20 protein-coding genes are annotated in these 23,852 nt (G+C 57.9%); 12 read left to right on the top strand and 8 right to left on the bottom strand.

All coding sequences use genetic code 11. The features are described 5' to 3' along the window. Positions 1-10 precede the first annotated feature (10 nt). Positions 11-2,032 (top strand): tRNA(Met) cytidine acetyltransferase TmcA, encoded by a 2,022-nt coding sequence (locus tag RTM13_RS14365; RefSeq protein ID WP_312212654.1) that lies wholly within the window; start codon positions 11-13, stop codon positions 2,030-2,032. Between the two features lie 77 nt (positions 2,033-2,109). Then, the gene (ypfH, locus tag RTM13_RS14360) at positions 2,110-2,808 is read left to right on the top strand and encodes an esterase (RefSeq protein ID WP_312212653.1); all 699 of its coding nucleotides are present in this window, start codon (positions 2,110-2,112) and stop codon (positions 2,806-2,808) included. 48 nt (positions 2,809-2,856) lie between these two features. Here ypfH and RTM13_RS14355 read toward each other — a convergent pair whose 3' ends face one another. Genes RTM13_RS14355 through RTM13_RS14345 form a run of 3 tightly spaced genes read right to left on the bottom strand, consistent with a single transcriptional unit; the run spans position 2,857 to position 4,559 of the window. After that, on the bottom strand, positions 2,857-3,045 hold the full coding sequence (locus RTM13_RS14355) for a YpfN family protein (RefSeq protein WP_042389360.1): 189 nt from the start codon (positions 3,043-3,045) through the stop codon (positions 2,857-2,859). 26 nt (positions 3,046-3,071) lie between these two features. Further along, the gene (dapE, locus tag RTM13_RS14350) at positions 3,072-4,199 is read right to left on the bottom strand and encodes a succinyl-diaminopimelate desuccinylase (RefSeq protein WP_312212652.1); all 1,128 of its coding nucleotides are present in this window, start codon (positions 4,197-4,199) and stop codon (positions 3,072-3,074) included. A gap of 3 nt (positions 4,200-4,202) precedes the next feature. Then, on the bottom strand, positions 4,203-4,559 hold the full coding sequence (locus RTM13_RS14345; protein WP_312212809.1) for an ArsC family reductase: 357 nt from the start codon (positions 4,557-4,559) through the stop codon (positions 4,203-4,205). Between the two features lie 476 nt (positions 4,560-5,035). Between RTM13_RS14345 and ypfM the strand changes: the two genes are divergently transcribed. Further along, positions 5,036-5,095: a protein YpfM gene (gene ypfM, locus RTM13_RS14340; RefSeq protein ID WP_100181659.1), complete on the top strand. Its 60-nt coding sequence runs from the start codon at positions 5,036-5,038 to the stop codon at positions 5,093-5,095. Between the two features lie 98 nt (positions 5,096-5,193). Here ypfM and acrD read toward each other — a convergent pair whose 3' ends face one another. Then, the gene (acrD, locus tag RTM13_RS14335) at positions 5,194-8,310 is read right to left on the bottom strand and encodes a multidrug efflux RND transporter permease AcrD (protein WP_312212651.1); all 3,117 of its coding nucleotides are present in this window, start codon (positions 8,308-8,310) and stop codon (positions 5,194-5,196) included. Between the two features lie 261 nt (positions 8,311-8,571). On the opposite strand from acrD, the gene aegA reads away from it, so the two are divergent. The 3 genes from aegA to RTM13_RS14320 all read left to right on the top strand — a co-directional run bounded on the left by aegA (position 8,572) and on the right by RTM13_RS14320 (position 12,336). Beyond that, positions 8,572-10,554, top strand: coding sequence for a formate-dependent uric acid utilization protein AegA (gene aegA / locus RTM13_RS14330; protein WP_312212650.1), 1,983 nt, complete (start codon positions 8,572-8,574; stop codon positions 10,552-10,554). A 33-nt stretch (positions 10,555-10,587) separates the two neighbouring features. After that, positions 10,588-11,163, top strand: a complete 576-nt coding sequence (nudK, locus tag RTM13_RS14325; RefSeq protein WP_312212649.1) for a GDP-mannose pyrophosphatase NudK — start codon at positions 10,588-10,590, stop codon at positions 11,161-11,163. 129 nt (positions 11,164-11,292) lie between these two features. Beyond that, positions 11,293-12,336, top strand: a complete 1,044-nt coding sequence (locus RTM13_RS14320; RefSeq protein WP_312212648.1) for a DUF1176 domain-containing protein — start codon at positions 11,293-11,295, stop codon at positions 12,334-12,336. Here the strand turns inward: RTM13_RS14320 and tkt are convergent. Together tkt and tal are read right to left on the bottom strand one after the other, a co-directional pair. Next, positions 12,326-14,320: a transketolase gene (gene tkt, locus RTM13_RS14315; protein ID WP_312212647.1), complete on the bottom strand. Its 1,995-nt coding sequence runs from the start codon at positions 14,318-14,320 to the stop codon at positions 12,326-12,328. The genes RTM13_RS14320 and tkt overlap by 11 nt on opposite strands. 20 nt (positions 14,321-14,340) lie before the next feature. Then, on the bottom strand, positions 14,341-15,291 hold the full coding sequence (gene tal / locus RTM13_RS14310; protein ID WP_312212646.1) for a transaldolase: 951 nt from the start codon (positions 15,289-15,291) through the stop codon (positions 14,341-14,343). A gap of 281 nt (positions 15,292-15,572) precedes the next feature. Between tal and maeB the strand changes: the two genes are divergently transcribed. Continuing rightward, entirely contained in the window at positions 15,573-17,852 is a 2,280-nt protein-coding gene (maeB, locus tag RTM13_RS14305; RefSeq protein WP_312212645.1) for an NADP-dependent oxaloacetate-decarboxylating malate dehydrogenase, read from the top strand. 5 nt (positions 17,853-17,857) lie between these two features. Here the strand turns inward: maeB and hemF are convergent, their stop codons facing one another. Both hemF and amiA read right to left on the bottom strand, forming a co-directional pair. After that, positions 17,858-18,760: an oxygen-dependent coproporphyrinogen oxidase gene (gene hemF / locus RTM13_RS14300; RefSeq protein ID WP_312212644.1), complete on the bottom strand. Its 903-nt coding sequence runs from the start codon at positions 18,758-18,760 to the stop codon at positions 17,858-17,860. Continuing rightward, positions 18,760-19,632 carry an N-acetylmuramoyl-L-alanine amidase AmiA gene (amiA, locus tag RTM13_RS14295; RefSeq protein WP_312212643.1) on the bottom strand — a complete coding sequence of 291 codons (873 nt, stop codon included), beginning with the start codon at positions 19,630-19,632 and terminating at the stop codon, positions 18,760-18,762. The genes hemF and amiA overlap by 1 nt, the downstream gene beginning before the upstream one ends. Positions 19,633-19,841: 209 nt before the next feature. Here amiA and RTM13_RS14290 point away from each other — a divergent pair, with 209 nt between their 5' ends. From RTM13_RS14290 to RTM13_RS14270, 5 genes are all read left to right on the top strand, one after another. Then, positions 19,842-20,267 (top strand): GNAT family acetyltransferase, encoded by a 426-nt coding sequence (locus tag RTM13_RS14290; protein ID WP_312212642.1) that lies wholly within the window; start codon positions 19,842-19,844, stop codon positions 20,265-20,267. A 33-nt stretch (positions 20,268-20,300) separates the two neighbouring features. Then, a complete protein-coding gene (locus tag RTM13_RS14285) occupies positions 20,301-20,879 on the top strand; it encodes an RpoE-regulated lipoprotein (RefSeq protein WP_312212641.1) in 579 nt (192 codons plus the stop codon). A gap of 94 nt (positions 20,880-20,973) precedes the next feature. Beyond that, positions 20,974-21,873: a Dyp-type peroxidase gene (locus RTM13_RS14280; RefSeq protein WP_312212640.1), complete on the top strand. Its 900-nt coding sequence runs from the start codon at positions 20,974-20,976 to the stop codon at positions 21,871-21,873. Between the two features lie 205 nt (positions 21,874-22,078). Continuing rightward, on the top strand, positions 22,079-23,425 hold the full coding sequence (locus RTM13_RS14275) for an OprD family outer membrane porin (protein ID WP_312212639.1): 1,347 nt from the start codon (positions 22,079-22,081) through the stop codon (positions 23,423-23,425). A gap of 141 nt (positions 23,426-23,566) precedes the next feature. Then, a complete protein-coding gene (locus tag RTM13_RS14270; RefSeq protein WP_312212638.1) occupies positions 23,567-23,707 on the top strand; it encodes a hypothetical protein in 141 nt (46 codons plus the stop codon). The last annotated feature ends 145 nt before the right edge of the window (positions 23,708-23,852 follow it).

Genomic DNA, 23,852 nt, shown 5'->3' with positions numbered 1-23,852 from the left:
GAAGAGTGACATGGAGCGTTTGACCGCCCTTAGCACGCAGATGGCGCACGAGGGCATTCGTCGCCTGCTGGTAGTCAGCGGGGAAGAAACGTGGTGCCAACAGCAGGCCGCCGCCCTGATTGTTAACCAGGGGGCGCTGTGGGTGGGCGAAGAGCAGGATGCATCCCAGGCGGCACACTACTGCCATCCTCGGGCGTTAACTACGCTGCTGGGCCGTGAGTTCAGCCATGCCGTCTTCGATGCCCGCCGGGGTTTTGACGTTGCCGCCTTTGCGGCGCTCAGCGGTACGCTGCGGGCGGGAGGCTGGCTGATCCTACTCACTCCTGCGCTCTCCCGCTGGGCGCAGACCCCCGATGCCGATGCCTGCCGCTGGAGCGATACCGCTCAGCCTATCGCCACTCCACGCTTTATCAATCACTTTTGCCGCACGCTGCATGCGCACGGCGAAGCCTTACTCTGGCAGCAGGGGCAACCGCTCACGCTTCCTGACTTTGCGCCGCGTCCAGCGTGGCACCCGACCAGCGGTGCGCCGGAGCGTGAGCAGGCCGCGATCCTCACAGAGTTAAATTCTATGTCGCCTGGCGTGATGGTGGTCACCGCCCCGCGTGGACGCGGCAAGTCGGCGCTGGCGGGAATGCACCTTCGTCATTTGCAGGGTAAGGCCATTGTAACGGCACCTGGCCGGGCAGCTACCGACGTGCTGGCACAGTTTGCCGGGGAGGCGGTGGACTTTGTCCCGCCGGATGCGCTGCTCCAGCGGCTGGCTGAGGGAGATGCGGATCGTCCTGACTGGCTGATTGTGGATGAGGCGGCGGCTATCCCTGGCCCGCTGCTGCGTCAGCTGATCGCCGGATTCAGCCGGGCTCTGCTCACCACCACCGTGCAGGGCTACGAAGGTACAGGGCAGGGTTTCTTGCTGAAGCTCTGTGCCGGGCTGGATCGCTTGCGACACAATAGCCTCAGTACGCCGCTGCGCTGGGCCAGCGGCTGCCCGCTTGAGGCCTTCATCAGCGACCTGTTGCTGTTTGATGATGCCCTCCCGTTTTCTGAGTCCAACGTTCAATACCGGATCTCTCCCCTGACCCAGGATGCGTGGCTGACGTCGCCTGAGCAGCCCGCCGCGCTCTACCGCCTGCTAACCAGCGCCCACTACCGGACGTCGCCTCTCGATCTGCGGCGGATGATGGATGCGCCGGGCCAGCGTTTCTGGCAGGCGCTGGCCGGTGAGCAACCCATTGCCGCGCTGTGGCTGGTAGAGGAGGGGGGACTCTCACCCGAGCTGAGCCAGGCGGTGTGGGCGGGCTTCCGGCGGCCGCGTGGCAATCTTGTCGCCCAGTCGCTGGCGGCACACGGTGCTAGCCCGCTGGCAGCCACGCTGGCGGGGCGTCGTATCAGCCGTATTGCCGTCCATCCTTCACGCCAGCGGGAGGGCATTGGCCAGCGGCTGATCGCCGAGGCGCATGCCCACAGCGCGGGCTGCGACTATCTTTCAGTAAGCTTTGGCTATACCCGGGAGCTGTGGCGGTTCTGGCAGCGCTGTGGCTTTCAGCTGGTGCGGCTGGGCAGCTATCGCGAGGCCAGCAGCGGCTGCTACACGACAATGGCTATCTTGCCGCTCACCTCTGCGGCAGAGGTATTGGTAGCAACGGAGCAGCGCAGGCTGGCGAGGGATCTGCCCTGGCTGGCCCCCTGGCGTGCTGAAAAGTTACCCCTGCCGCCGGGAGAGCCGACTACCCTTAATAGTGATGACTGGCTCGAGCTGGCCGGTTTTGCCTTTGCCCATCGTCCGCTCTCAGCGGCCACCGGCGCGCTCAGCCGTCTGCTGAACCATAGCGACCTGCCACTGACCGCGCTGCGCAGCCAGCTGGAGCAGGGTCTCAGTGAGGCAGAGGCCTGCCAGCGTCTACGGCTGGCCGGACGCAAGGCGCTGCTGGCCGCTCAGCGAAACGAGACGGCAGCGGCGCTGACCTCTCTGGACAGAGACCGGGTAGCACAGAGCCAGCAGCAGATTGCCAGCCTACAATTTTTTTAACAATCTCATTCAGTTAAATGGCATGGTCATCGCCGATGCACGGCGTAAACTTACCTCAACGCTATAAGGAGACCGCCATGGAACATGACTATTATGTTGTACAACGTCCTGACAAACCTGCCAGCCAGCTGCTGCTGCTGTTTCATGGCGTTGGCGATAATCCGGTAGCGATGGGGCAGGTCGGTACCGGCTTTGCCGCCCGCTTTCCAGATGCGCTGATCGTCAGCGTTGGCGGAGCTGAACCCTGCGGTCCGGCTCCGGCGCGGCAGTGGTTCTCCGTGCAGGGCGTGACGGAGGAGAACCGCCAGCAGCGCGTGGACGCCATCATGCCAGCCTTTATTGAGACGGTACGCTACTGGCAACGCGAGAGCGGGCTGGGGCCGCAGGCCACGGCGTTGATTGGCTTCTCGCAGGGGGCGATCATGTCGCTGGAGGGGGTCAAAGCCCAACCGGATCTGGCGTCGCGGGTAATTGCCTTTAACGGCCGCTTCGCCAGCCTGCCGACGATTATCGGCGCGGCGGTGACTATCCATCTGATCCACGGCGGGGAGGACCGGGTGATTGAGCTGACGCACGCCGTTGCCGCCCAGGAGGCGCTGTTACTGGCCGGAGGCGATGTGACGCTGGATATTGTTGACGATCTGGGACACGGCATCAGCCAGGAGAGTATGCAGCTGGCGCTCGGTCGTCTGAGCTATACCGTGCCGAAGCACTATTTTGATGAGGCGCTCAGCGGCGGTAAGTTCAATGACGACGATATCGTTGAATTTATGTAGATTTGTAGGCCGGGCAAGCGAAGCGCCGCCCGGCGTAACCCCAACCGATTACTTTTTCTTCGGCCAGTCGTCTTCGTCGTCCCACTTATCGTTAAAATCGCGATGCGGGGGCAGATCGGGCTTGTTAGCGAGAAATTTCTTATGGTCGACGCGCTTGAGGTCTTTAATAACGTTCAGCAGCACGCCCACCAGGAAAACCAGTAACAGAATCCACCAATATTTAGCCAGCCATTCCATGCTCATGTCCTCATTCAGAAACGCAATTATGCAACCAGCTGTTCCATAATGCGTTGATACATACGGGCCAGCAGCTGCAGATCGGCGGCGTTTACGCATTCGTTGATTTTATGAATGGTCGCATTCACCGGCCCAAGCTCGACCACCTGCGCACCCATCCGCGCGATAAAGCGTCCGTCCGAGGTGCCGCCCGTGGTTAACAGCTGCGGTTCAATTTCATTATAGTGCGCAATCGACTTCACCACCGCATCCACCAGCTTACCGCGCGAGGTGAGGAACGGCTGGCCAGAGATCCACCAGTCAACGGTGTAGCGCAGCTGATGCTTATCCAGCAGCTCAGCCACGCGGGCTTTGATCGCCTCGTCGGTAAGCTCGGTGCTGAAGCGGAAGTTAAACTGCATCCGCAGGTCGCCTGGAATGACGTTATTGCTGCCGGTCCCGGCCTGAATATTGGCGATCTGCATGCTGGTCGGCGGGAAAAATTCGTTACCCCGATCCCACTCGATAGCCACCAGCTCGGTAAGCATCGGGGCAGCGCGGTGCACTGGGTTATCCGCCAGGTGCGGGTAGGCCACGTGCCCCTGTACGCCGTGAATGGTCAGGTTACAGGTCATCGATCCGCGACGCCCGTTTTTCACTACGTCGCCCACCACTTCGGTACTGGAGGGTTCACCCACCAGGCAGTAGTCGAGGCGCTCGTTACGTGCCATCAGCGCCTCCACAACCTTCACCGTGCCGTGGGTAGCGCTGGCCTCTTCGTCGGAGGTGATCAGAAAGGCCAGACGTCCTCTATGGTTCGGATGCTGAGCCACGAAACGCTCGGCGGCCACCACCATCGCCGCCAGGGAACCCTTCATGTCGGCCGCCCCGCGACCAAATAGCATGCCGTCGCGGATGGTGGGTTCAAACGGCGGGTTGATCCAGCGGTCGGCGTCGCCAGCGGGAACCACGTCGGTATGACCGGCAAATGCCAGCGTCTCGCCCTGGCCGCGCCATGCCCAGAAGTTTTGTGTGTCGCCAAAATCCATCCGTTCAACGGTAAAGCCGATAGCGCGCAGACGTTCAATCATTAGCGCCTGGCATCCTGCGTCGTCGGGACTGAGAGAAGGGCGGCGAATAAGCTGTTGAGTCAGCTCAATAACCGGGCATGACATAGACTACACCTCGTTAAAATAGTGCTCGTAACTGGATCCTGTGAAACCCAGCAGCATAGGCTTACCGGGCGCGCAGAGCAATGGGCGTTTGATAATTGCAGGCATTTCAAGCATCAACGCCGCCGCCGAGGCGGCATTCTGGATACTTTCTCGCCGCGTTTCATCCAGCTTACGCCAGGTAGTACCGCGCGTGTTCAGTAAGGCTTCCCATCCCAGTTCGGCAATGAAGCGTTGCAGCATATCAGCATCCAGCCCGTCGGCGCGGTAGTCATGGAAGCGGTAGGCGATCTGCTGCTCATCCAGCCAGCGGCGGGCTTTTTTGACGGTATCGCAGTTCTTGATGCCGTACAGCACCGGCAGAGTGTCAGACGCAATGTCGTTCATAAAATTTCACCTTGTTAATGCAGAGGGCCAAAGTATTACCTGAACCGCTGCGATGGTGAAGCAATTTGTTTTAGTTTTAGATTGTTGTTCATCTATTTTGCATAACTTCACGCGTCGCCGATAAATAATTAGCAGGCAATGATTAATATTATTGTGCATTAATAAGATTATTTATTGTGCAATATTTGCCCAGGGAATATCCGAAAAGCTCTCCTGCGTAAACTGGACCAGAAAAGCGTAAAGTTGCGAGGTGCATCACGCTCGCGAAACGTTTCGCTACCCGCTTTTAGGAATGTTGCTATATGTCACATTATTACAGCCGCCGCTGCGTCATAGTCTATTCAAGCCAAACTAATAACGCGGAGGTGTCCAATCATAGCAATTGATTTAGCGTCTCTTCACAGCAATGGCGAGTTTTTGTAGAATACCAATAATAATTAGATGAGGTTGTTATGATTGAGCATGAACTGGGGAACTGGAAAGATTTTATCGAAGGTATGCTTCGTAAATAATTCCGGATACGCACTAAGAAAGAAGCACTAATATAACAGAAGCGTGAACAATATCACGCAACAGCGAGGCGGCCACTATAGGCCGCCTTTTTTGTTGTTCAATCTTCCTGACGCTCTTTAAGCGGGAAGCGCTGCCGCACCAGCACGAAGAAGAGCGGAACAAAGAAAATCGCCAGCACGGTAGCGGAGATCATCCCGCCCATGACCCCGGTTCCCACCGCGTGCTGGCTGCCGGAACCCGCACCGCTGCTGGTGGCCATCGGCAGGACGCCAAAGATAAACGCCAGAGAGGTCATCAGGATCGGTCGCAGGCGCTGGTGACAGGCGTGCAGCGTGGCCGAGAGCAGATCCTGGCCTTTGGCATTCATCTCGTTGGCAAACTCGACGATCAGAATGGCGTTTTTCGCTGATAGCCCAATGACGGTAAGCAGCCCCACCTGGAAGTAGACGTCATTCTCCAGGCCGCGCATCCAGGTCGCCAGCAGCGCTCCGATCACCCCGAGCGGTACTACCAGCATCACTGAGAAGGGCACCGACCAGCTCTCATAGAGCGCTGCAAGACAGAGGAAGACTACCAGCAGTGAGATAGCATACAGCGCCGGAGCCTGCGCACCGGAGAGCCGCTCCTGGTAGGACATCGCGGTCCACTCAAGGCCAAAGCTACCGGGCAGCTGGCTCACCAGGTTCTCCATAATGTCCATGGCGGTGCCGGTACTTACCCCGGTCCCAGCCTCGCCGACAATCTCTACGGCGGAGTAGCCGTTGTAGCGCTCCAGGCGCGGAGAGCCGGTCTCCCAGCGGGAGGTAGCGAAGGCAGAGAAGGGCACCATGCCGCCGACGTTGTTGCGCACGTACCACAGGTTAATGTCATCCGGTAGCATGCGATACTTCGCCGCCGCCTGGACGTAGACCTTCTTCACGCGTCCGCGATCCATAAAGTCATTCACGTAGCTGGAGCCCCACGCGGTTTGCAGCGTGTCGTTGATATCGTCGATAGAGACACCGAGCGCCTGAGCCTTATGCTGATCGATATCGATCTGCAGCTGCGGGCTGTCGTCCAGACCGTTGTGACGCACGCGGGCAAGAGACGGATCGCGCCCGGCCAGCTCCAGCAGCCTGTCACGGGCGGCCATCAGGGCGTCATGTCCGGCTCCGGCGTGATCCTGTAGCTCCATATCAAACCCGGCCGAGCTGCCGAGGCCGCTGATAGCCGGTGGGCTGCTGGCGAAGACCCGCGCCTCGTTGATATCGCGAAACGCCTTCGTAGCACGATCGATAATAGCGAAGGAGCTACCGGTTTTGGGGTCGCGCTCGTCCCAATCCTTCAGGCGGACAAACATGCGGGCCACGTTCTGGCCGTTGCCGCCCGGTCCGGAGCCGATGGTGGCGAAGACCGACATGACGTTATCTTTTTCGTGGGTCGCGAAGTAACTCTCTACCTTCTGCACCACCTTCAGGGTCTGCTGCTGGGTGGCACCGCTGGGCAGCTGCACCGAGGTGGTGAACATGCCGCGATCCTCCTGCGGCAGAAACGAGGTCGGCAGGCGCAGGAAGAGAAACACCATGCCACCGAGCAGCAGGGCGTAGATCAGCATCCAGCGCAGGCTGCGGTGGAGGATTTTCGCGACGCCGGACTCATAGCGCGCTGCGCTGCGGTTAAACATCCGGTTGAACCAGCCGAAAAAGCCCGTCTGCCCGTGCTGCTCCCCTTTATGTATCGGCTTGAGCAGGGTCGCGCAGAGCGCAGGGGTGAGGATCATCGCTACCAGCACCGACAGCACCATTGCTGCCACGATGGTGATCGAGAACTGGCGATAGATTGCCCCGGTGGTGCCGCCAAAGAAGGCCATCGGCACAAACACCGCCGACAGCACCATCGCGATACCCACCAGCGCGCCCTGGATCTGGCCCATCGATTTACGCGTGGCCTGGCGCGGGGAGAGTCCCTCTTCGCTCATAATGCGCTCGACGTTCTCGACCACCACGATGGCGTCATCCACCAGCAGGCCAATGGCCAGCACCATGGCGAACATGGTCAGCGTATTGATGCTGTAGCCGAAGGCGTAGAGCACGGCGAAGGTGCCGAGCAGCACCACCGGCACGGCAATAGTCGGGATAAGGGTGGCGCGGAAGTTCTGCAGAAAGAGATACATCACCAGGAAGACCAGCGCGATGGCCTCCAGCAGAGTCTTCACCACGTCGATAATCGAGGCCTTAACGAAGGAGGTGGTCTCGTAGGCCACCTTGTACTCCAGGCCGTGGGGGAAGAAGTGCGACAGCTCATCCAGCCGGTTGAGCACCAGGTTCGCCGTCTCCATCTCGTTAGCCCCGGAGGCGAGCTTGACCCCAAGACCCGAGGCCGCCTTGCCGTTGAAGCGGCTCAGGTAGTCATACTTCTCCGCCCCCATCTCTACCTGCGCGACGTCGCCGAGGCGCACCTCAGAGCCGTCCTGATTAACCCGCAGGGTGATGTTGCGGAACTGCTCCGGGGTTTCCAGCAGCGACTGGGCGTTGATGGTAGCGTTCAGCGCCTGCTTGTCTACCGACGGCGTGCCGCCCAGCTGGCCAACGGCGATCTGCGCGTTCTGCGCCTCAATAGCATCAGTTACATCCTTTGCCGTCAGCTGGACGCTGTTCAGGCGGGCCGGATCGAGCCAAATACGCATTGAATACTGCGAGCCATAGGCGTCGATGTCGCCCACGCCGTTAACCCGGCTGAGGGGATCCTGAATGTTACTTGCGACATAGTCGGCGATATCCTGCTTATCCATCGAGCCGTCCGTAGAGACGAAGGCGATGGTCAGGATATTGGTATCGCCAGTTTTACGTACCGTTACGCCCTGGTTCTGCACCGCCTGAGGCAGCTTGCGCATTGCTGATTGAAGCTGGTTCTGCACCTGCTGCACCGCCTCGTCGGGATCGGTACCTGCCGTAAAGCTGAGGGTTACCGTCGCCTGCCCGGTGGCGCTGCTTTGCGAGGACATATACATCAGGTTATCCAGCCCGGTCATGTTCTGCTCAATAACCTGGGTAACGGTATTCTCCAGCGTTTGTGCGGAGGCGCCGGGATAGTTGGCCGTGATCCGCACGTTGGGCGGGGCCAGATCGGGATACTGCTCGACGGGCAGCGAAAGAATTGCCAGCGTGCCGGTGAGGCACAAAATGATAGCTAACACCCAGGCGAAAATTGGGCGATCAATAAAGAAATTCGCCATCAGAAGTGAGACCTCTTTTATTGTGCTTTATAACTCAACATTGCTTCATCCCACTTTAGCGGCAATCGCCTGACTAAACGTGGAGAAAAAAAGGAGAAAGTGTAAATTATCACGCCGCATGATGACCCAGGGGAAATAAATTGATCTGGCACAGGAACAGATCGGAAAGATAACCATCCTGGGCATATGGACATTGCCTCTCTTTGATGACGTCGGTAAACAGAGAAACATAAGGTTTACTGAACCAGACAAGAAGGTGTCATGAATCGTTTTGTTATGGCGAATAGCCAGCAATGTATAGGATGTCGTGCCTGTGAAGTCGCCTGCGTGATGGCACATAACGGTGAGCAGCATGTTTTGAGCAACGCGCAATTTCATCCGCGCATTACCGTCGTGAAGCATCAGCGGCAGAGCGGGGCGGTAACCTGCCATCATTGCGAAGCTGCCCCCTGCGCCCGCAGCTGCCCCAACGGCGCAATCAGTCGGGTCAGCGACAGCGTGCAGGTCGATCAGCAGAAGTGTATTGGCTGTAAATCCTGCGTGGTAGCCTGCCCCTTCGGCACCATGCAGGTGCTGGTCACCCCGATTGGGCAGGGCCAGGTCAACGCCACGGCGCACAAGTGCGATCTCTGCCTGACGCGCCCCGACGGCCCCGCCTGCGTAGCGAATTGCCCGGCCGATGCGCTGCGGCTTGTAACCAGTGAAACGCTGGCGGCTCAGGTCAAAGCGCGCCGCTTGCGTACGGCCTGCCAGCAGGCGACGCCGTGGCGCAGCGAAGCCCCCCTGCTGCCCGACCGACATAAAATCGCGCAGATGCAGGCCACGCCCACTCGCGGCGAGCCGGATAAGCTCGCTCCGGAGATCCGTAAACACCATTTTGCTGAAATCTATCTGCCATTTCGTGCTGCACAGGCGCAGCGTGAAGCCCAGCGCTGCCTGACGTGCGGGGAGCACAGCATCTGCGAGTGGACCTGTCCGCTGCATAATCACATTCCCCAGTGGATCGCGCAGGTGAAAGCGGGAAATATTGCTGCCGCGGTAGAGCTGTCGCACCAGACCAACTGCCTGCCGGAGATCACCGGCCGCGTCTGCCCGCAGGATCGGCTCTGTGAAGGAGCCTGTACCGTGCGCGACGACTATGGCGCGGTGACCATCGGCAACATTGAGCGCTATATCTCTGACCAGGCGCTGGGGCAGGGCTGGCGGCCCGATCTGCACCAGGTTACGCCGGTCAATAAGCGGGTGGCGATTATCGGGGCTGGCCCGGCCGGACTCGCCTGCGCCGACGTGCTGGCTCGCCACGGGGTGAGCGCTACGGTATTCGATCGCCATCCGGAAATTGGCGGCCTGCTGACCTTCGGGATCCCGGCCTTTAAGCTGGATAAATCCCTGCTCGCCCGCCGCCGGGAGATCTTCACCGGGATGGGCATTCGCTTCGAGCTGAACTGCGAGGTGGGCAAAGACGTGGCGCTGGAGAGCCTGCTCAACGACTACGACGCGGTGTTTGTTGGCGTCGGCACCTACCGCTCCATGAAAGCGAACCTGCCTAACGAGGATGCGCCGGGGGTCTACGAGGCGCTGCCGTTTTTGATTGCTAATACAAAGCAGCTAATGTCCCTGCCGGAAACCGCTGACGCGCCCTACATCAATACCGAGGGGCTAAACGTAGTGGTGCTGGGGGGCGGCGATACGGCGATGGACTGCGTGCGTACCGCCCTGCGCCACGGGGCGAGCCGGGTGACCTGCGCCTACCGCCGCGACGAGGCCAATATGCCTGGCTCAAAGAAAGAGGTCAAAAACGCCCGCGAAGAGGGGGCCGAATTTGAGTTTAACGTCCAGCCGCTCACCCTGGAGCTGGACGACAGCGGCAGAGTTTGCGGCGTGCGGATGCAGCGCACCGCGCTGGGAGAGCCGGATGCCAACGGTCGCCGCCGTCCGGTGCCTCTCGCTGGCAGCGAGTTCGTCATGCCTGCGGATGCGGTGATTATGGCCTTTGGCTTTAATCCCCATGCGCTGCCCTGGCTTGAGCAGCACGGTGTGGCGCTGGATAGCTGGGGACGTATTGCCGCCAGCGTTGAGAGCCGCTATCGCTACCAGACCAGCAACGTGAAAATTTTCGCCGGGGGCGATGCGGTACGCGGTGCCGATCTGGTGGTCACGGCGATGGCGGAGGGGCGGCACGCGGCGCACGGGATGCTGGCCTGGATGGGGGTAGAGCACGACAAGGCAGGCCTCAGAGCGTAAGATGTGTGTTCACATTCATCTTTTGGGGCCTGTATGTCGCTGAAAATAGACGTTATCAAAGATAAGATCCTCTCTGAAAACTACTTTGTGTTACGCAACATCACCTACGATTTGACCCGCCGCAACGGGGAGGTGATCCGCCATCGCCGCGAGGTTTACGATCGCGGCAATGGGGCGACCATTCTGCTCTACAACCGGGAAAAGCGTAGCGTGGTGCTGGTTCGTCAGTTCCGCATTGCCACCTGGGTTAACGGTAACGAGGATGGACGACTGATCGAGCCCTGCGCCGGACTGCTCGACAACGACGAGCCGGAAGTGTGCGCGCGCAAAGAGGCTATTGAGGAGACAGGCTATCAGGTCGGTGAGGTACGGAAGGTTTTTGAGCTCTATATGTCTCCCGGCGGCGTTACCGAAATCGTCCACTTCTTCATTGCTGAATATAGCGACAGCCTGAAGACAAACGTCGGCGGCGGCGTAGAAGATGAGGATATTGAAGTACTTGAGATGCCTTTCACCCAGGCGCTGGAAGCGGTGGCCAGCGGCGAGATACGCGACGCTAAAGCGGTGATATTACTGCAATATTTACAGGCTTCCGGTCTAATGTCTTGATATTTATCAGGTTAAAAACATGCATTTAGAATAAATCTATCCGATAAATCCGATTGAGTCAGCTACCCCAGCACGACGAAGATACCGCTGTTTACTCGCTATGCTTCTACTTCTGGGGTTGTACCGTTCATGCGTTATCGCGTTTTGCTGCTGCTACTGCTTAATTTATGTGTCGCCTCGTCCGCGTGGGCGGCCCCTGCCCAGCAGAGTTTTTCCGACTGGCAGGTCACCTGTAATAACCAAAATTTCTGCGTAGCACGCAATACCGGTGAGCACTATGGATTAGTCATGACCCTGACGCGCAGCGCGGGGGCGCGTACCGATGCGCAGCTGCGTATCGAGCTTGGCGGCAGCCAGACGCCGTCGACAAAAGAGCCGCCTGTTGCGCCGCGCCTGCTGATCGACGGAATGCCGCTGCGGCTTGAGGCTCAGCACTGGGCCATTTCACCGTGGCGGTTAATCACCGAGCATGCACCTACCATCAGCGTCTTTTTGCAGACCATTCAGAATGCGCAGGCGATAACCCTGAAGGACGGGCAGGGCACGATCTCCCTGGTGGGCCTGAAGGCAGCGCTACTGTTTATTGATGCCCAGCAGAAGCGCGTCGGCAGCGAAACCGCGTGGATTAAAAAGGGCGGTAACCCCTCCCTGAGCGTGCCGCCCGCTCCGGCCCTGAAAGGGGTAGCGGTTGTGAACCCGACCCCGACCCCGCTTACCCGAGAAGAGATGGACTCCCTGCTGGATTACGGCAGCCTGCGAATGAACAACAGCCAGTGCTCGCTGGATCCTATGCGCCGTGAGGTCCGCGTGACCGCCTTAACCGACGATAAAGCGCTGCTGATCGTCAGCTGTGAGGCGGGGGCCTACAATACGGTGGATCTCGCCTGGCTGGTGTCGCGCAGAAAACCCTACGCGGCCAGACCGGTGCGTCTGCGCCTGCCCTTTATTCCGAGCAGCGGCAATGACGAGATGGAGTTGATGAACGCCGGGTTCGATCAAAAAGCCCGCGAATTGACAACGCTTGCCAAGGGACGCGGGCTGGTGGATTGCGGCATTCAGACGCGCTGGCGTTTTGACGGCCAGCGTTTTCGTCTGGTGCGCTATGCAGAAGAGCCAAGCTGCGATAACTGGCATGGGCCAGATGCCTGGCCCACGCTGTGGATCACGCGTTAAGCACCTTTTTCGCTTTGGCGACCACATTCTCGACGGTAAAGCCAAAGAAGGGGAACAGCTTGTCGGCCGGAGCGGATTCACCGTAGCCGGTCATCCCGACGATAGCACCCTTCAGGCCGACGTATTTGTACCAGTAGTCGGCAATTCCGGCTTCAACAGCCACGCGGGCGCTGACGTCTGACGGCAGCACCGACTCGCGATACTCATCATCCTGGGCATCAAAGATATCCGTCGATGGCAGAGAGACTACCCGCACCTTGTGCCCCTCGGCGCTCAGCTGCTCCGCCGCCTTCACGGTAATCTCCACCTCAGAGCCGGTGGCGATGAGGATCAGATCCGGCAGGCCGTCGCTGTCCTTCAGGATATAGCCGCCGCGGGAGATGGCTTTCACCTGCTCCGGGGTACGCTCCATCTGGGTGAGGTTCTGACGAGAGAGGATCAGCGCGGTCGGGCCGTTGTGGCGCTCAATCGCCAGCTTCCAGCCCACCGCCGCCTCGACCTGGTCACAGGGACGCCAGGTGCTGAAGTTTGGCGTCAGGCGCAGGCTGGCGAGCTGCTCAACCGCCTGGTGCGTCGGGCCATCTTCCCCCAGACCGATGGAGTCATGGGTGTAGACCATAATCTGGCGGGCCTTCATCAGCGCTGCCATACGCGCGGCGTTACGCGCGTACTCGACGAACATCAGGAAGGTTGCGGTATAGGGCACGAAGCCGCCGTGGTGAGCGATACCGTTGGCAATGGCGGTCATACCGAATTCACGCACGCCGTAGTGAATATAGTTCCCGGCCGCGTCCTCTTTCAACGAGGTAGACCCGGACCAGATGGTCAGGTTGCTCGGGGCAAGGTCTGCGGAACCGCCCAGCAGCTCTGGCAGCGCCGGACCGTACTGATTAAGCGCGTTTTGCGACGCCTTACGGGTGGCGATCTTCGCTGGCTCGGCCTGTAGCTTAGTGATGTACTCCTGGGTCAGCTGCTCCCAGTTCTCCGGCAGGCCACCGCCCATACGACGGGAGAACTCAGCCGCCAGCTCAGGGTGCGCCTTCTCATAGGCAGCGAATTTCTCATTCCACGACTGCTGGGCTTTCTCACCGCGCTCACGGCCATCCCACGCCTGGTAGATCTCTTTCGGAACTTCGAAGGCCGGGTGCTTCCAGCCCAGCTTCTGGCGGGTCAGGGCGACTTCCTCTTCCCCCAGCGCCGCGCCGTGGGACTCCTCTTTGCCCGCTTTGTTCGGCGAGCCAAAGCCAATCACCGTGCGGCAGATAATCAGTGACGGCTTGTCCTTCACGCTTTGCGCCTCAAGGATAGCCGCTTTAATCGCCTCAGGATCGTGACCGTCAATCTCATGCACTACGTGCCAGTGATAGGCTTCAAAACGTTTAGCGGTATCGTCGGTAAACCAGCCTTCGGTTTCACCGTCAATGGAAATACCGTTGTGGTCGTAGAAGCCGATGAGCTTGCCCAGCCCCAGCGTGCCCGCCAGAGAGCAGACCTCGTGGGAGATCCCCTCCATCAGGCAGCCGTCGCCCATAAAGGTGTAGGTGAAGTGATCGACGATCTCATGTCCCGGCTGGTTAAACTGTGCTGCCAGGGTGCGTTCAGCAATCGCCAACCCTACTGCGTTAGCCAGCCCCTGGCCGAGCGGGCCGGTAGTCGTCTCAACGCCTGGCGTATAGCCGATCTCCGGATGGCCCGGCGTTTTAGAGTGCAGCTGGCGGAAGTTTTTCAGCTCCTCAATCGGCAGATCGTAGCCGGAGAGGTGCAGCAGGCTGTAGAGCAGCATCGAGGCGTGACCGTTAGAGAGAATAAAGCGGTCGCGGTCATACCACGTCGGATCGGTCGGGTTATGCTTGAGGAAATCGTTCCACAGCACTTCAGCGATATCGGCCATCCCCATCGGTGCGCCAGGATGGCCGGAGTTGGCTTTCTGTACCGCGTCCATGCTCAGGGCGCGAATGGCGTTGGCAAGCTCTTTACGGGACATATTTCACTCCATGACAAAAATTAAAGTTTAGCGGCAAGCAGATCTTCAAGTTTGCGCTGGTCGACGGCGAACTGGCGGATACCGTCAGAGAGTTTTTCTACCGCCATCGGATCCTGGTTATGTTCCCAGCGGAATTCAGCTTCGGTCAGCGGCTCCTGACGCGGGAAGCTTTGTGACGTCGGCACCAGCTTGCGTTCAATGGTGCCCTCTTTATCCTGCAGCTCCTGCAGCAGCGCCGGAGAGATAGTCAGGCGGTCGCAGCCGGCGAGGGCCACAATCTGTTCGATACGGCGGAAGCTTGCCCCCATCACGATGGTTTCGTAGCGGTTGCGTTTGTAGTAGTCGTAGATATTACGTACCGATTTCACGCCTGGATCCTCTTCCACCACGTAGGGATCCTGCGGCTTGCGCTGCTGATACCAGTCGTAGATACGGCCCACGAACGGGGAGATCAGGTAGACACCTGCTTCGGCGCAGGCCCGCGCCTGGGCAAAGGAGAAGAGCAGGGTCAGGTTACACTTGATGCCCTCTTTCTCCAGCTCTTCAGCGGCGCGGATCCCCTCCCAGGTTGAGGCCAGCTTGATCAGAATGCGCGACTTATCGATGCCCAGCTCCTCATAGAGCTGTACGATACGGCGGGCCTTGGCGATGCTCTTCTCTTTATCGAAGGAGAGACGAGCATCCACTTCGGTAGAGACGCGGCCCGGAACGCTTTTCAGAATTTCCGCACCGATATTCACCGCCAGCTTGTCGCTGGCTTCGGCAACCTGCTGCTCCTGGGTCTGTCCGCGCGCTTTACCATACTCCAGCGCATCGTCCACCAGGTGAGAGAAGTGCTCCAGCGCTGCGGCCTTCAGCAGCAGGGAGGGGTTAGTGGTTGCATCTTCCGGTTGGTAGTGACGAATGGATTCGATATCACCGCTGTCGGCCACGACGGTGGTGAACTGTTTGATGCCGTCTAAGTAGTTCATACACGATACTCCTTGAAAAGCAAAAGCTTACGTGAGTGTGTTGATTCACACTTTTGTGAAAGATGAAACATGCATAACAAAAAAGCATAGCAGACGGGCACCGGTTTGCTGGCGTAAGGGCATAACACCGTTGATATAAATTGATAACAAATTTTGCGACGGGGTCGTCAGAGTTTGGCAGCGTTCAAAGTTTATGCCGCGCGCAGCGGCGATACTAGGCGGCGCGTCAGGAGCGCTATCACGCTTCAACCCTACAAACGATACGTGAAAGGAACATCATAATGGACGACCAGTTAAAACAGAGTGCCCTCGATTTTCACGAGTTCCCCATCCCCGGAAAAATTCAGGTCTCCCCAACGAAACCGCTCGCCACCCAGCGCGACCTGGCCCTGGCCTACTCGCCGGGCGTCGCCGCCCCCTGTCTGGAGATTGAAAAAGATCCGCTGGCGGCCTTTAAGTACACCGCGCGCGGTAACCTGGTGGCGGTCGTCTCTAACGGCACGGCGGTGCTGGGACTGGGCAATATCGGCGCGCTGGCGGGCAAGCCGGTGATGGAGGGCAAGGGCGTCCTGTTTAAGAAATTCGCTGGTATCGACGTCTTTGACATTGAGGTCGATGAGCTGGATCCGGATAAGTTTATCGACGTGGTCGCGGCGCTGGAGCCGACCTTCGGCGGCATCAACCTCGAAGATATCAAAGCCCCGGAGTGCTTCTACATCGAGGCGAAGCTGCGCGAGCGGATGAACATTCCGGTATTCCACGACGACCAGCATGGCACGGCGATCATCAGCACCGCCGCTATTATCAACGGCCTGCGGGTGGTAGAGAAAAATCTCTCCGACGTGCGGATGGTCGTCTCCGGCGCGGGAGCGGCGGCCATCGCCTGTATGAACCTGCTGGTGGCGTTGGGGATGCAGAAGCATAACATCGTGGTGTGCGACTCGAAGGGGGTCATCTATCAGGGCCGCGAGACGCCAATGGCCGAAACCAAGGCCGCCTACGCCATAGAGGATAATGGCAAACGTACCCTGGCGGAGGTGATGCAGGATGCGGATATCTTCCTCGGCTGCTCGGGGCCGAACGTCCTGACCCAGGAGATGGTGAAGCAGATGGCGCGCCAGCCGCTGATCCTCGCCCTGGCGAACCCGGAGCCGGAGATCCTGCCTCCGGTAGCAAAAGCGGTGCGTGCAGATGCCATCATCTGTACCGGGCGCTCTGACTACCCTAACCAGGTCAACAACGTGCTCTGCTTCCCGTTCATCTTCCGTGGCGCGCTCGACGTGGGCGCTACCGCCATTAATGAAGAGATGAAGCTGGCGGCGGTGCACGCCATTGCCGAGCTGGCCCACGCCGAGCAGAGCGAAGTGGTGGCCTCGGCCTATGGCGATCAGGATCTGAGCTTTGGCCCGGAATATCTGATCCCCAAACCCTTCGATCCGCGCCTGATCGTCAAGATCGCCCCGGCGGTAGCCAAAGCGGCGATGGACTCCGGTGTGGCAACGCGACCCATCGCCGACTTTACCGCCTATATCGATAAGCTCACCGAGTTTGTCTACAAAACCAACCTGTTTATGAAGCCGGTCTTCTCCCAGGCGCGCAACGATCCGAAGCGGGTAGTGCTGGCGGAAGGGGAGGAGGCACGTGTCCTGCATGCAACCCAGGAGCTGATCACCCTCGGGCTGGCGAAGCCGATCCTGGTGGGTCGTCCGAGCGTAATCGAGATGCGTATCCAGAAGCTGGGATTGCAGATCCGTCCCGGCGTCGACTTTGAGATCGTCAACAACGAATCCGACCCGCGCTTCAAGGAGTACTGGAACGAGTACTACAGCATCATGAAGCGCAGCGGCATTACTCAGGAGCAGGCCCAGCGGGCGGTGATCAGCAACACGACGGTGATTGGGGCGATCATGGTGCAGCGCGGCGAGGCGGATGCGATGATCTGTGGCACCATCGGCGACTATCATGAGCACTTTAGCGTGGTTCAACAGCTGTTTGGCTACCGCGACGGTGTGCAGACGGCAGGGGCAATGAATGCCCTGCTGCTGCCAAGCGGCAACACCTTTATCGCCGACACCTACGTCAACGACGATCCAACCCCGGAGCAGCTGGCGGACATTACCCTGATGGCAGCCCAAACCGTGCGCCGGTTCGGCATCGAGCCGCGGGTGGCGCTGCTGTCGCACTCTAACTTCGGCTCGTCGAACTCACCGGCGGCGTGCAAGATGCGCGAGACGCTGGCGAGAGTGCGTGAGCGCGATCCACACCTGATGATTGACGGAGAGATGCACGGCGACGCCGCGCTAGTGGAGAGCATTCGTCAGGACCGGATGCCGGACAGCCCGCTGAAAGGGTCGGCCAATATTCTGATTATGCCTAACGTCGAGGCGGCGCGGATTAGTTACAACTTACTTCGCGTCTCCAGCTCGGAGGGCGTTACCGTCGGGCCGGTGCTGATGGGCGTGGCAAAACCAGTGCACGTGCTGACGCCTATCGCCTCCGTCCGCCGCATCGTCAACATGGTGGCGCTGGCGGTGGTGGAGGCGCAGACGCAGCCGTTATAAGGGCGTTAAATCCACTCTTTGACTTTGATAAACTCGCTGAGGGCGGCTTCCGGGCTGCCCTCCTGCGGCTGGTAGTTATACTCCCATGCCACCTTCGGCGGCATCGACATCAGGATCGACTCCGTACGCCCGCCGGTCTGTAAGCCAAACAGCGTCCCCCGATCCCATACCAGATTAAACTCGACGTAGCGGCCCCGGCGATAGAGCTGGAAGTTGCGCTCGCGGTCGCCGTACGCCATCGCTTTCCGCCGCTGGACAATGGGCAGGTAGGCCTGGGTAAAGCCTTCGCCCACCGCCTGGGTAAAGGCGAAGCAGCGATCAAAATCCGGCGCGTTGAGATCGTCAAAGAAGAGACCGCCGATGCCGCGCTGTTCCTGACGGTGCTTCAGATAGAAGTAGTCATCACACCACTTTTTGTAGCGCGGATAGACATCTTCGCCGAACGGCTGGCAGAGATCGTGCGCGGTGCGGTGCCAGTGGATCGCATCTTCGCTAAAGCCGTAGTAGGGCGTCAGATCGAAGCCGCCGCCAAACCACCAGACCGGATCCGCGCCCGGCTTCTCGGCAATGAAAAAGCGCACGTTGGCGTGGCTGGTAGGCACGTAAGGGTTGTGCGGGTGCACGACCAGCGAAACGCCCATCGCTTCAAAGCTGCGTCCGGCCAGCTCCGGGCGGTGCGCGGTCGCCGAGGCGGGCAGGGCATCGCCGTACACGTGGGAGAAGTTCACTCCTGCCTGCTCGAAGACGCCACCGTCGCGCAGAACGCGGGTGCGCCCGCCACCGCCAGCCTCACGCTGCCAGTTATCTTCAAAGAAGTCGCTACCGTCGATGGCGGAGAGCTGCTGGCAAATCTTGTCCTGCAGCTGAAGGAAAAAGGCTTTCACCAGGTGTGCGTCAGGTTTACTCATTATCGTTTCTTCGAGTGCGCTTTATGATTATCGAACCAGCTAAAGTAGCTCAGGACACCGGAGGCGATGGCCGAAGCGATCTTCTGGCGAAACGCCTTCGTCCCCAGCAACTGCTCTTCAGCGGGGTTGGTGATGAATGAGGTCTCTACCAGCACCGACGGCACGGAGGGGGACTTCAGCACCACAAATGCCGCCTGCTCGGTGTGCTTGCTGTGCAGGCGATGCACCGGCTTAATCTGCTTAAGAATATGCGAGCCAAGGGTCAAGCTGTTCTTGATGGTATCGGTCTGCACCAGGTCAAACAGCACCTGTTGCAGATAGTGATCTTTATCGCGTGCTTTTTTGCCCGCCAGGTCGTCGGCGGCGTTCTCGCGATCGGAGAGGTATTTTGCCATCGCGCTACTGGCTCCCCGGTTGGAGAGAGCAAAGACCGACGCGCCAGCCGCATCCGGATTAGTAAAGCCGTCGGCATGGATCGACATAAAGAGATCCGCTCCGTGCTGGTGGGCAATCTCGACGCGATCGTAGAGCGGAATAAAGGTATCCCCGGTTCGCGTCAGCCGCGCGTCGATACCTTTACTGCGCAGGATGGCGCGGACGTTTTTGGCGATCGCCAGCACTACGTGCTTCTCTTTCGAGCCGTTATGGCCGATAGCACCGGTATCGATTCCACCGTGGCCGGGGTCGAGCATGACCACGCGTCTGGCCCCCGCTTTTTTAGCTTTCGGCCTGGTATGTCCGTTACTGGTTTTTAGCGATGCGTCATCTTTGGCAATAGCCTGTGACGTGCCTGTCAGTGTCAATGCCGCCAGACCTGCTTTCAGAACCTGACGACGCGATGTAAGTACTTTTAATGGTTTAAATGTGCTCATACGACCCAAAATGTAATCATGCGTCCCTGGTGTTATAGCGTATCGCTTACAAGCTTACGACACGTCACGCGTTGAATTGCTTTATTTTTCATTTCAATACGTGACCGTCCATTATTATGCCATTTTTTCGTTGCCATTTCGCCGCATATTGGCTTCACTGGCACTTCACGCCATAATCAACCTTTTGACCCAGCAGACAGGTAAATACCATGGAGATACGCGTTTTTCGCCAGGCCGACTTCGAAGAGGTGATCACTCTGTGGGAGCGCTGCGACCTGCTACGACCATGGAACGATCCGGAGATGGACATCGAACGTAAGCTGAATCATGACGTTAGCCTGTTTCTGGTGGCCGAGGTTGGCGGCGAGGTGGTCGGAACGGTAATGGGGGGCTACGATGGCCATCGCGGTTCGGCCTACTATCTCGGGGTGCACCCGGAGTACCGTGGCCGAGGGATCGCCAACGCGCTGCTTAACCGCCTGGAGAAGAGATTAATTGCCCGAGGTTGCCCAAAGATCAACATTCAGGTGCGGGAAGAGAACGATCTTGTGCTGGGAATGTACGAGCGCCTCGGCTATGAACACGCCGACGTCGTCAACCTCGGCAAGCGCCTGATTGAAGATGAAGAGTATTGAGTTTTAGTAAACCAAGACGAAAGGATTTAAACCATGAAATCGCTGCGTATGCTTCTCTGCGTCCTGCCGCTGGCCCTGACCGGCTGTTCGACCCTCGGGTCAGTGAACTGGTCGGCAGCTAACCCCTGGAACTGGTTTGGTTCCTCATCGGAGGTGACCAATGAGGGCGTGGGGGCGCTGACGGCGGAGACCACCTTTGATGAAGAGTCTATCGCCGACGCGCTGGATGGCGACTATCGCCTGCGCAGCGGGATGCGCTCCGAACAGGGCGGCAACGTGGTCCGCTTCTATGAGGCGCTGGACGGCGATAAGGTTGCATTAATTATTAACGGCGAAAATGGCAAAATCAGCCGCATCGATGTGCTCGACGACAGTATTGAGAGCGATACCGGGGCGAAGGTCGGCATGCCCTTCAGTGAACTGTATGACAAGGCCTACGGCAACTGCACCAAAGCCACCGGCGACGACAGCGGCGGCGTGGAGTGTAAGGCTCAGGGCAGCCAGCGCGTCAGCTATGTCTTTACCGGCAGCTGGAATGGCCCGGAAGGGTTAATGCCGCCGGATGACGCGCTGAAAAAATGGACCCTGAATAAGATTATTTGGCGTCGTTAATTTGATCGGAACAATCCTGGTCCTCTGAAAAAACGGGTACAATAGCGCCATTAATGCCGCGGCTGCGCGGCATGTTTTTTTTAGAGGAGTAGTGATGTCTCAGGTTCAAAGCGGCATTTTGCCAGAACACTGCCGGGCGGCGATTTGGATCGAAGCGAACGTAAAGGGTGACGTTAAAGCCCTGCGCGAAGGCAGTAAAATTTTTGCCGACAAGCTGGCTAACTTCCAGCTCGCTTTTGCCGAAGCCAATCTCGGCGCGGTGGTGGCCTTTGGTCACCGCGTCTGGCCCGCGCTGAGCGGTGGGGAAGGGGCCGAAGAGCTTAAAGAGTTTGTCCCCTACGGCAAAGGGCTGGCCCCGGCCACCCAGTACGATGTGATGATTCACATTCTCTCTCTGCGTCACGACATCAACTTCTCCGTCGCCCAGGCGGCGCTGGCGGCGTTTGGCGATGCGCTGGAGGTCAAAGAGGAGACCCACGGCTTCCGCTGGGTTGAGGATCGCGACCTGAGCGGCTTTGTTGACGGCACGGAGAACCCGGCCGGCAGCGAGAAACGTACCGAGGTGGCTGTGATTCAGGAGGGTATCGATGCGGGTGGCAGCTACGTCTTCGTCCAGCGTTGGGAGCATAACCTGAAGCAGCTTAACCGCATGAGCGTGCCGGATCAGGAGATGATGATTGGCCGCACCAAAGAGGCAAATGAAGAGATCGACGGCGATGCCCGTCCAATTACGTCGCACCTGAGCCGCGTCGATCTGAAAGAGAACGGCAAGGGGCTAAAAATCGTGCGCCAGAGCCTGCCTTACGGTACGGCGAGCGGCAAGCACGGGCTCTACTTCTGCGCCTATTGCGCCCGCCTGTATAACATTGAACAGCAGCTGTTAAGCATGTTTGGTGATACCGACGGCAAGCGTGACGCTATGCTGCGCTTCACCCGTCCGGTGACCGGTGGCTACTATTTTGCCCCGTCGTTAAACCGTCTATTAAACCTGTAATTTTCTCTTATCCTCTGCCCTTCAGTGAAGGGCAGAGGATCGCCCTGTGGTAATTAATATCCGACCATTCAAATGTGACAGCTCTCCCTTTTTAATTTTTTAGATTATATTAATTTCCTGCCCGCATTATTATCTTTTTATTTCCTGATAATCTCTGGAAGTATTATTTATTACAAGAATAAGTTTAAAAGGATTTATGATGAGAATGAAAAAGCTGTTATTAATGGCGTGCTCGCCATGCTGTTTTTTTATAACTGATGTCAATGCGAGCGACTGGGAAAAAACCCTTTCTGACGATCCCTTCTTTGCCGATTCCACCTTTGAGATTTCAGCAAGGAATATGTGGAAATACTTAAAGACGGAAAATCGTTACGATAATGAGCAAGAGCGCTATGCCACTTCGGTACAGCAGGCGTGGGCGCAGGGGGTAACGGTTGATTATACCTCCGGGTATTTCGCTGACTTTATCGGTTTTGATGCCTCTTATTACAGTGCCGCAAAATTAGGTGCCAGTGATAACTTTGCTTCCCGTGCCATTCTCTATGATGATGATGGTGAAGCCAAAGGCTATACCAAAATAGGTCAACGCTACGCGAAGCTGAAAATGGATATTCTTCGTGCCAGGGTGAATGTTAAAGGCGGCTGGTTTACCATCAAGAATACGGGCATCTTCTCTAACTCACAGCGAATGTCCCTCAATACTCATTCAGGCTGGTTCGCCAATACTGCCATCGATAATGTGAGCGTTGATACGCTGTTTCTCGACGGGAAGGTGATGCGGCGTGATAGCCCTAACATAGACAGGATGTATATTCGGGATGGCAACGGAGAGAGCCGCAATGTCGACCATGTCATCACTGGCGGCATAAACTACAAGACTAAGCCTCTGAAAGCCTACTACTTCTACGGCGTTGCCGATGACCTGCTTTTCAAGCAGGGCTTTGAGGGATGGTGGGATGCGTTTCCCGATATCACCCTGGGGACGCAAATTTATGGGCAGGAGTATGGTAGCGATGCGAAAAGAACAACCTCCAGCACCGCCAGGGGAAAACAGGATTTTGATAAGCGAGCCTGGCACTACTCGGCGACAATAGAGTGGCGTATTCCACAAACGCCCTGGAAAATATTGGGTGGTTTAACCTATACCGAGGCTAAGAAAACAAACGGTGTCGGTCAATTTACCCGTAACGTTATTGGCAATGCCCGCGGCCGTTTTAACTCGCCGGCCTATGCGGATATCGATTACGTGCGCGACGGTGAAACCATGCTGGCGTTAGCCGCTGAATATAAATTTACACCCGATCTCTCCGTGGGCGTGCGGACAAACTATAGTGAATTCGATTATGAAGGTGAAACGTTACGCCAGGGGCAGTTGGGAATGTATAGCAACTGGAACCCGGCAAAAAACTGGACGGTCTATTTAAGCGGTGGTTATGGCTGGCACCATGAGCAAGAGTCGGACTATACCACACCAAAACTCTATAATGGCCACTCGCAACGCGCAAATTCGCTCTCTGGCGAAATGGCAGCAACCTATCGGTTTAAACTTTAAATATAATTATTATCTATAACTTTATTGATGCTCAATATATTGCATATGGATATTAAAAGCTATTTTTCAAAAACGATACATCTGAACCTGCTTAAAAAGGTCTATTTTCTGTTTCATGAGAACCCAAGGGCCTTCTTTTCAGTGAGTGACGTATGCGAGTTCGCCGATCTCAACAGGAAGCAGGTTGGGTTTATCTTAACTATTCTGGTCAGGCTGCACATGGTCTACCGGGAGATCAAAAAGTCCGGCGCGAGTAATCGCTATCTCTATCGCGCCAGATGATGCGCTCTGTGAGCGGTGTCCGGCGACTGAGCGCCGTAGCCTGGACACCGCTTATGCTCTTTTCTACTTGCAAATCACCAAACGGTATATAAAACCGTTACTCCTTTGGTACTGCTTATAAATAAACTGTGATTTTGATAGTCAT

It is taken from the genome of Pseudescherichia sp., assembly GCF_031979925.1.
GTDB lineage: Bacteria > Pseudomonadota > Gammaproteobacteria > Enterobacterales > Enterobacteriaceae > Pseudescherichia.
Note: the sequence above shows the minus strand (reverse complement) of the source record. Positions and strands in the feature narration are given on the sequence as shown.

What these genes read in the sequence shown, in the direction of transcription:
- RTM13_RS14355 (WP_042389360.1), bottom strand. Translation starts at nt 3,045, where the DNA reads ATGGAATGGCTGGCTAAATATTGGTGGATTCTGTTACTGGTTTTCCTG.
- tal (WP_312212646.1), bottom strand. Translation starts at nt 15,291, where the DNA reads ATGAACTACTTAGACGGCATCAAACAGTTCACCACCGTCGTGGCCGAC.
- RTM13_RS14280 (WP_312212640.1), top strand. Translation starts at nt 20,974, where the DNA reads ATGTCTCAGGTTCAAAGCGGCATTTTGCCAGAACACTGCCGGGCGGCG.
- RTM13_RS14290 (WP_312212642.1), top strand. Translation starts at nt 19,842, where the DNA reads ATGGAGATACGCGTTTTTCGCCAGGCCGACTTCGAAGAGGTGATCACT.
- amiA (WP_312212643.1), bottom strand. Translation starts at nt 19,632, where the DNA reads ATGAGCACATTTAAACCATTAAAAGTACTTACATCGCGTCGTCAGGTT.
- maeB (WP_312212645.1), top strand. Translation starts at nt 15,573, where the DNA reads ATGGACGACCAGTTAAAACAGAGTGCCCTCGATTTTCACGAGTTCCCC.
- RTM13_RS14320 (WP_312212648.1), top strand. Translation starts at nt 11,293, where the DNA reads ATGCGTTATCGCGTTTTGCTGCTGCTACTGCTTAATTTATGTGTCGCC.
- acrD (WP_312212651.1), bottom strand. Translation starts at nt 8,310, where the DNA reads ATGGCGAATTTCTTTATTGATCGCCCAATTTTCGCCTGGGTGTTAGCT.
- RTM13_RS14285 (WP_312212641.1), top strand. Translation starts at nt 20,301, where the DNA reads ATGAAATCGCTGCGTATGCTTCTCTGCGTCCTGCCGCTGGCCCTGACC.
- nudK (WP_312212649.1), top strand. Translation starts at nt 10,588, where the DNA reads ATGTCGCTGAAAATAGACGTTATCAAAGATAAGATCCTCTCTGAAAAC.
- RTM13_RS14275 (WP_312212639.1), top strand. Translation starts at nt 22,079, where the DNA reads ATGAAAAAGCTGTTATTAATGGCGTGCTCGCCATGCTGTTTTTTTATA.
- RTM13_RS14365 (WP_312212654.1), top strand. Translation starts at nt 11, where the DNA reads ATGGAGCGTTTGACCGCCCTTAGCACGCAGATGGCGCACGAGGGCATT.
- hemF (WP_312212644.1), bottom strand. Translation starts at nt 18,760, where the DNA reads ATGAGTAAACCTGACGCACACCTGGTGAAAGCCTTTTTCCTTCAGCTG.
- dapE (WP_312212652.1), bottom strand. Translation starts at nt 4,199, where the DNA reads ATGTCATGCCCGGTTATTGAGCTGACTCAACAGCTTATTCGCCGCCCT.
- tkt (WP_312212647.1), bottom strand. Translation starts at nt 14,320, where the DNA reads ATGTCCCGTAAAGAGCTTGCCAACGCCATTCGCGCCCTGAGCATGGAC.
- aegA (WP_312212650.1), top strand. Translation starts at nt 8,572, where the DNA reads ATGAATCGTTTTGTTATGGCGAATAGCCAGCAATGTATAGGATGTCGT.
- ypfH (WP_312212653.1), top strand. Translation starts at nt 2,110, where the DNA reads ATGGAACATGACTATTATGTTGTACAACGTCCTGACAAACCTGCCAGC.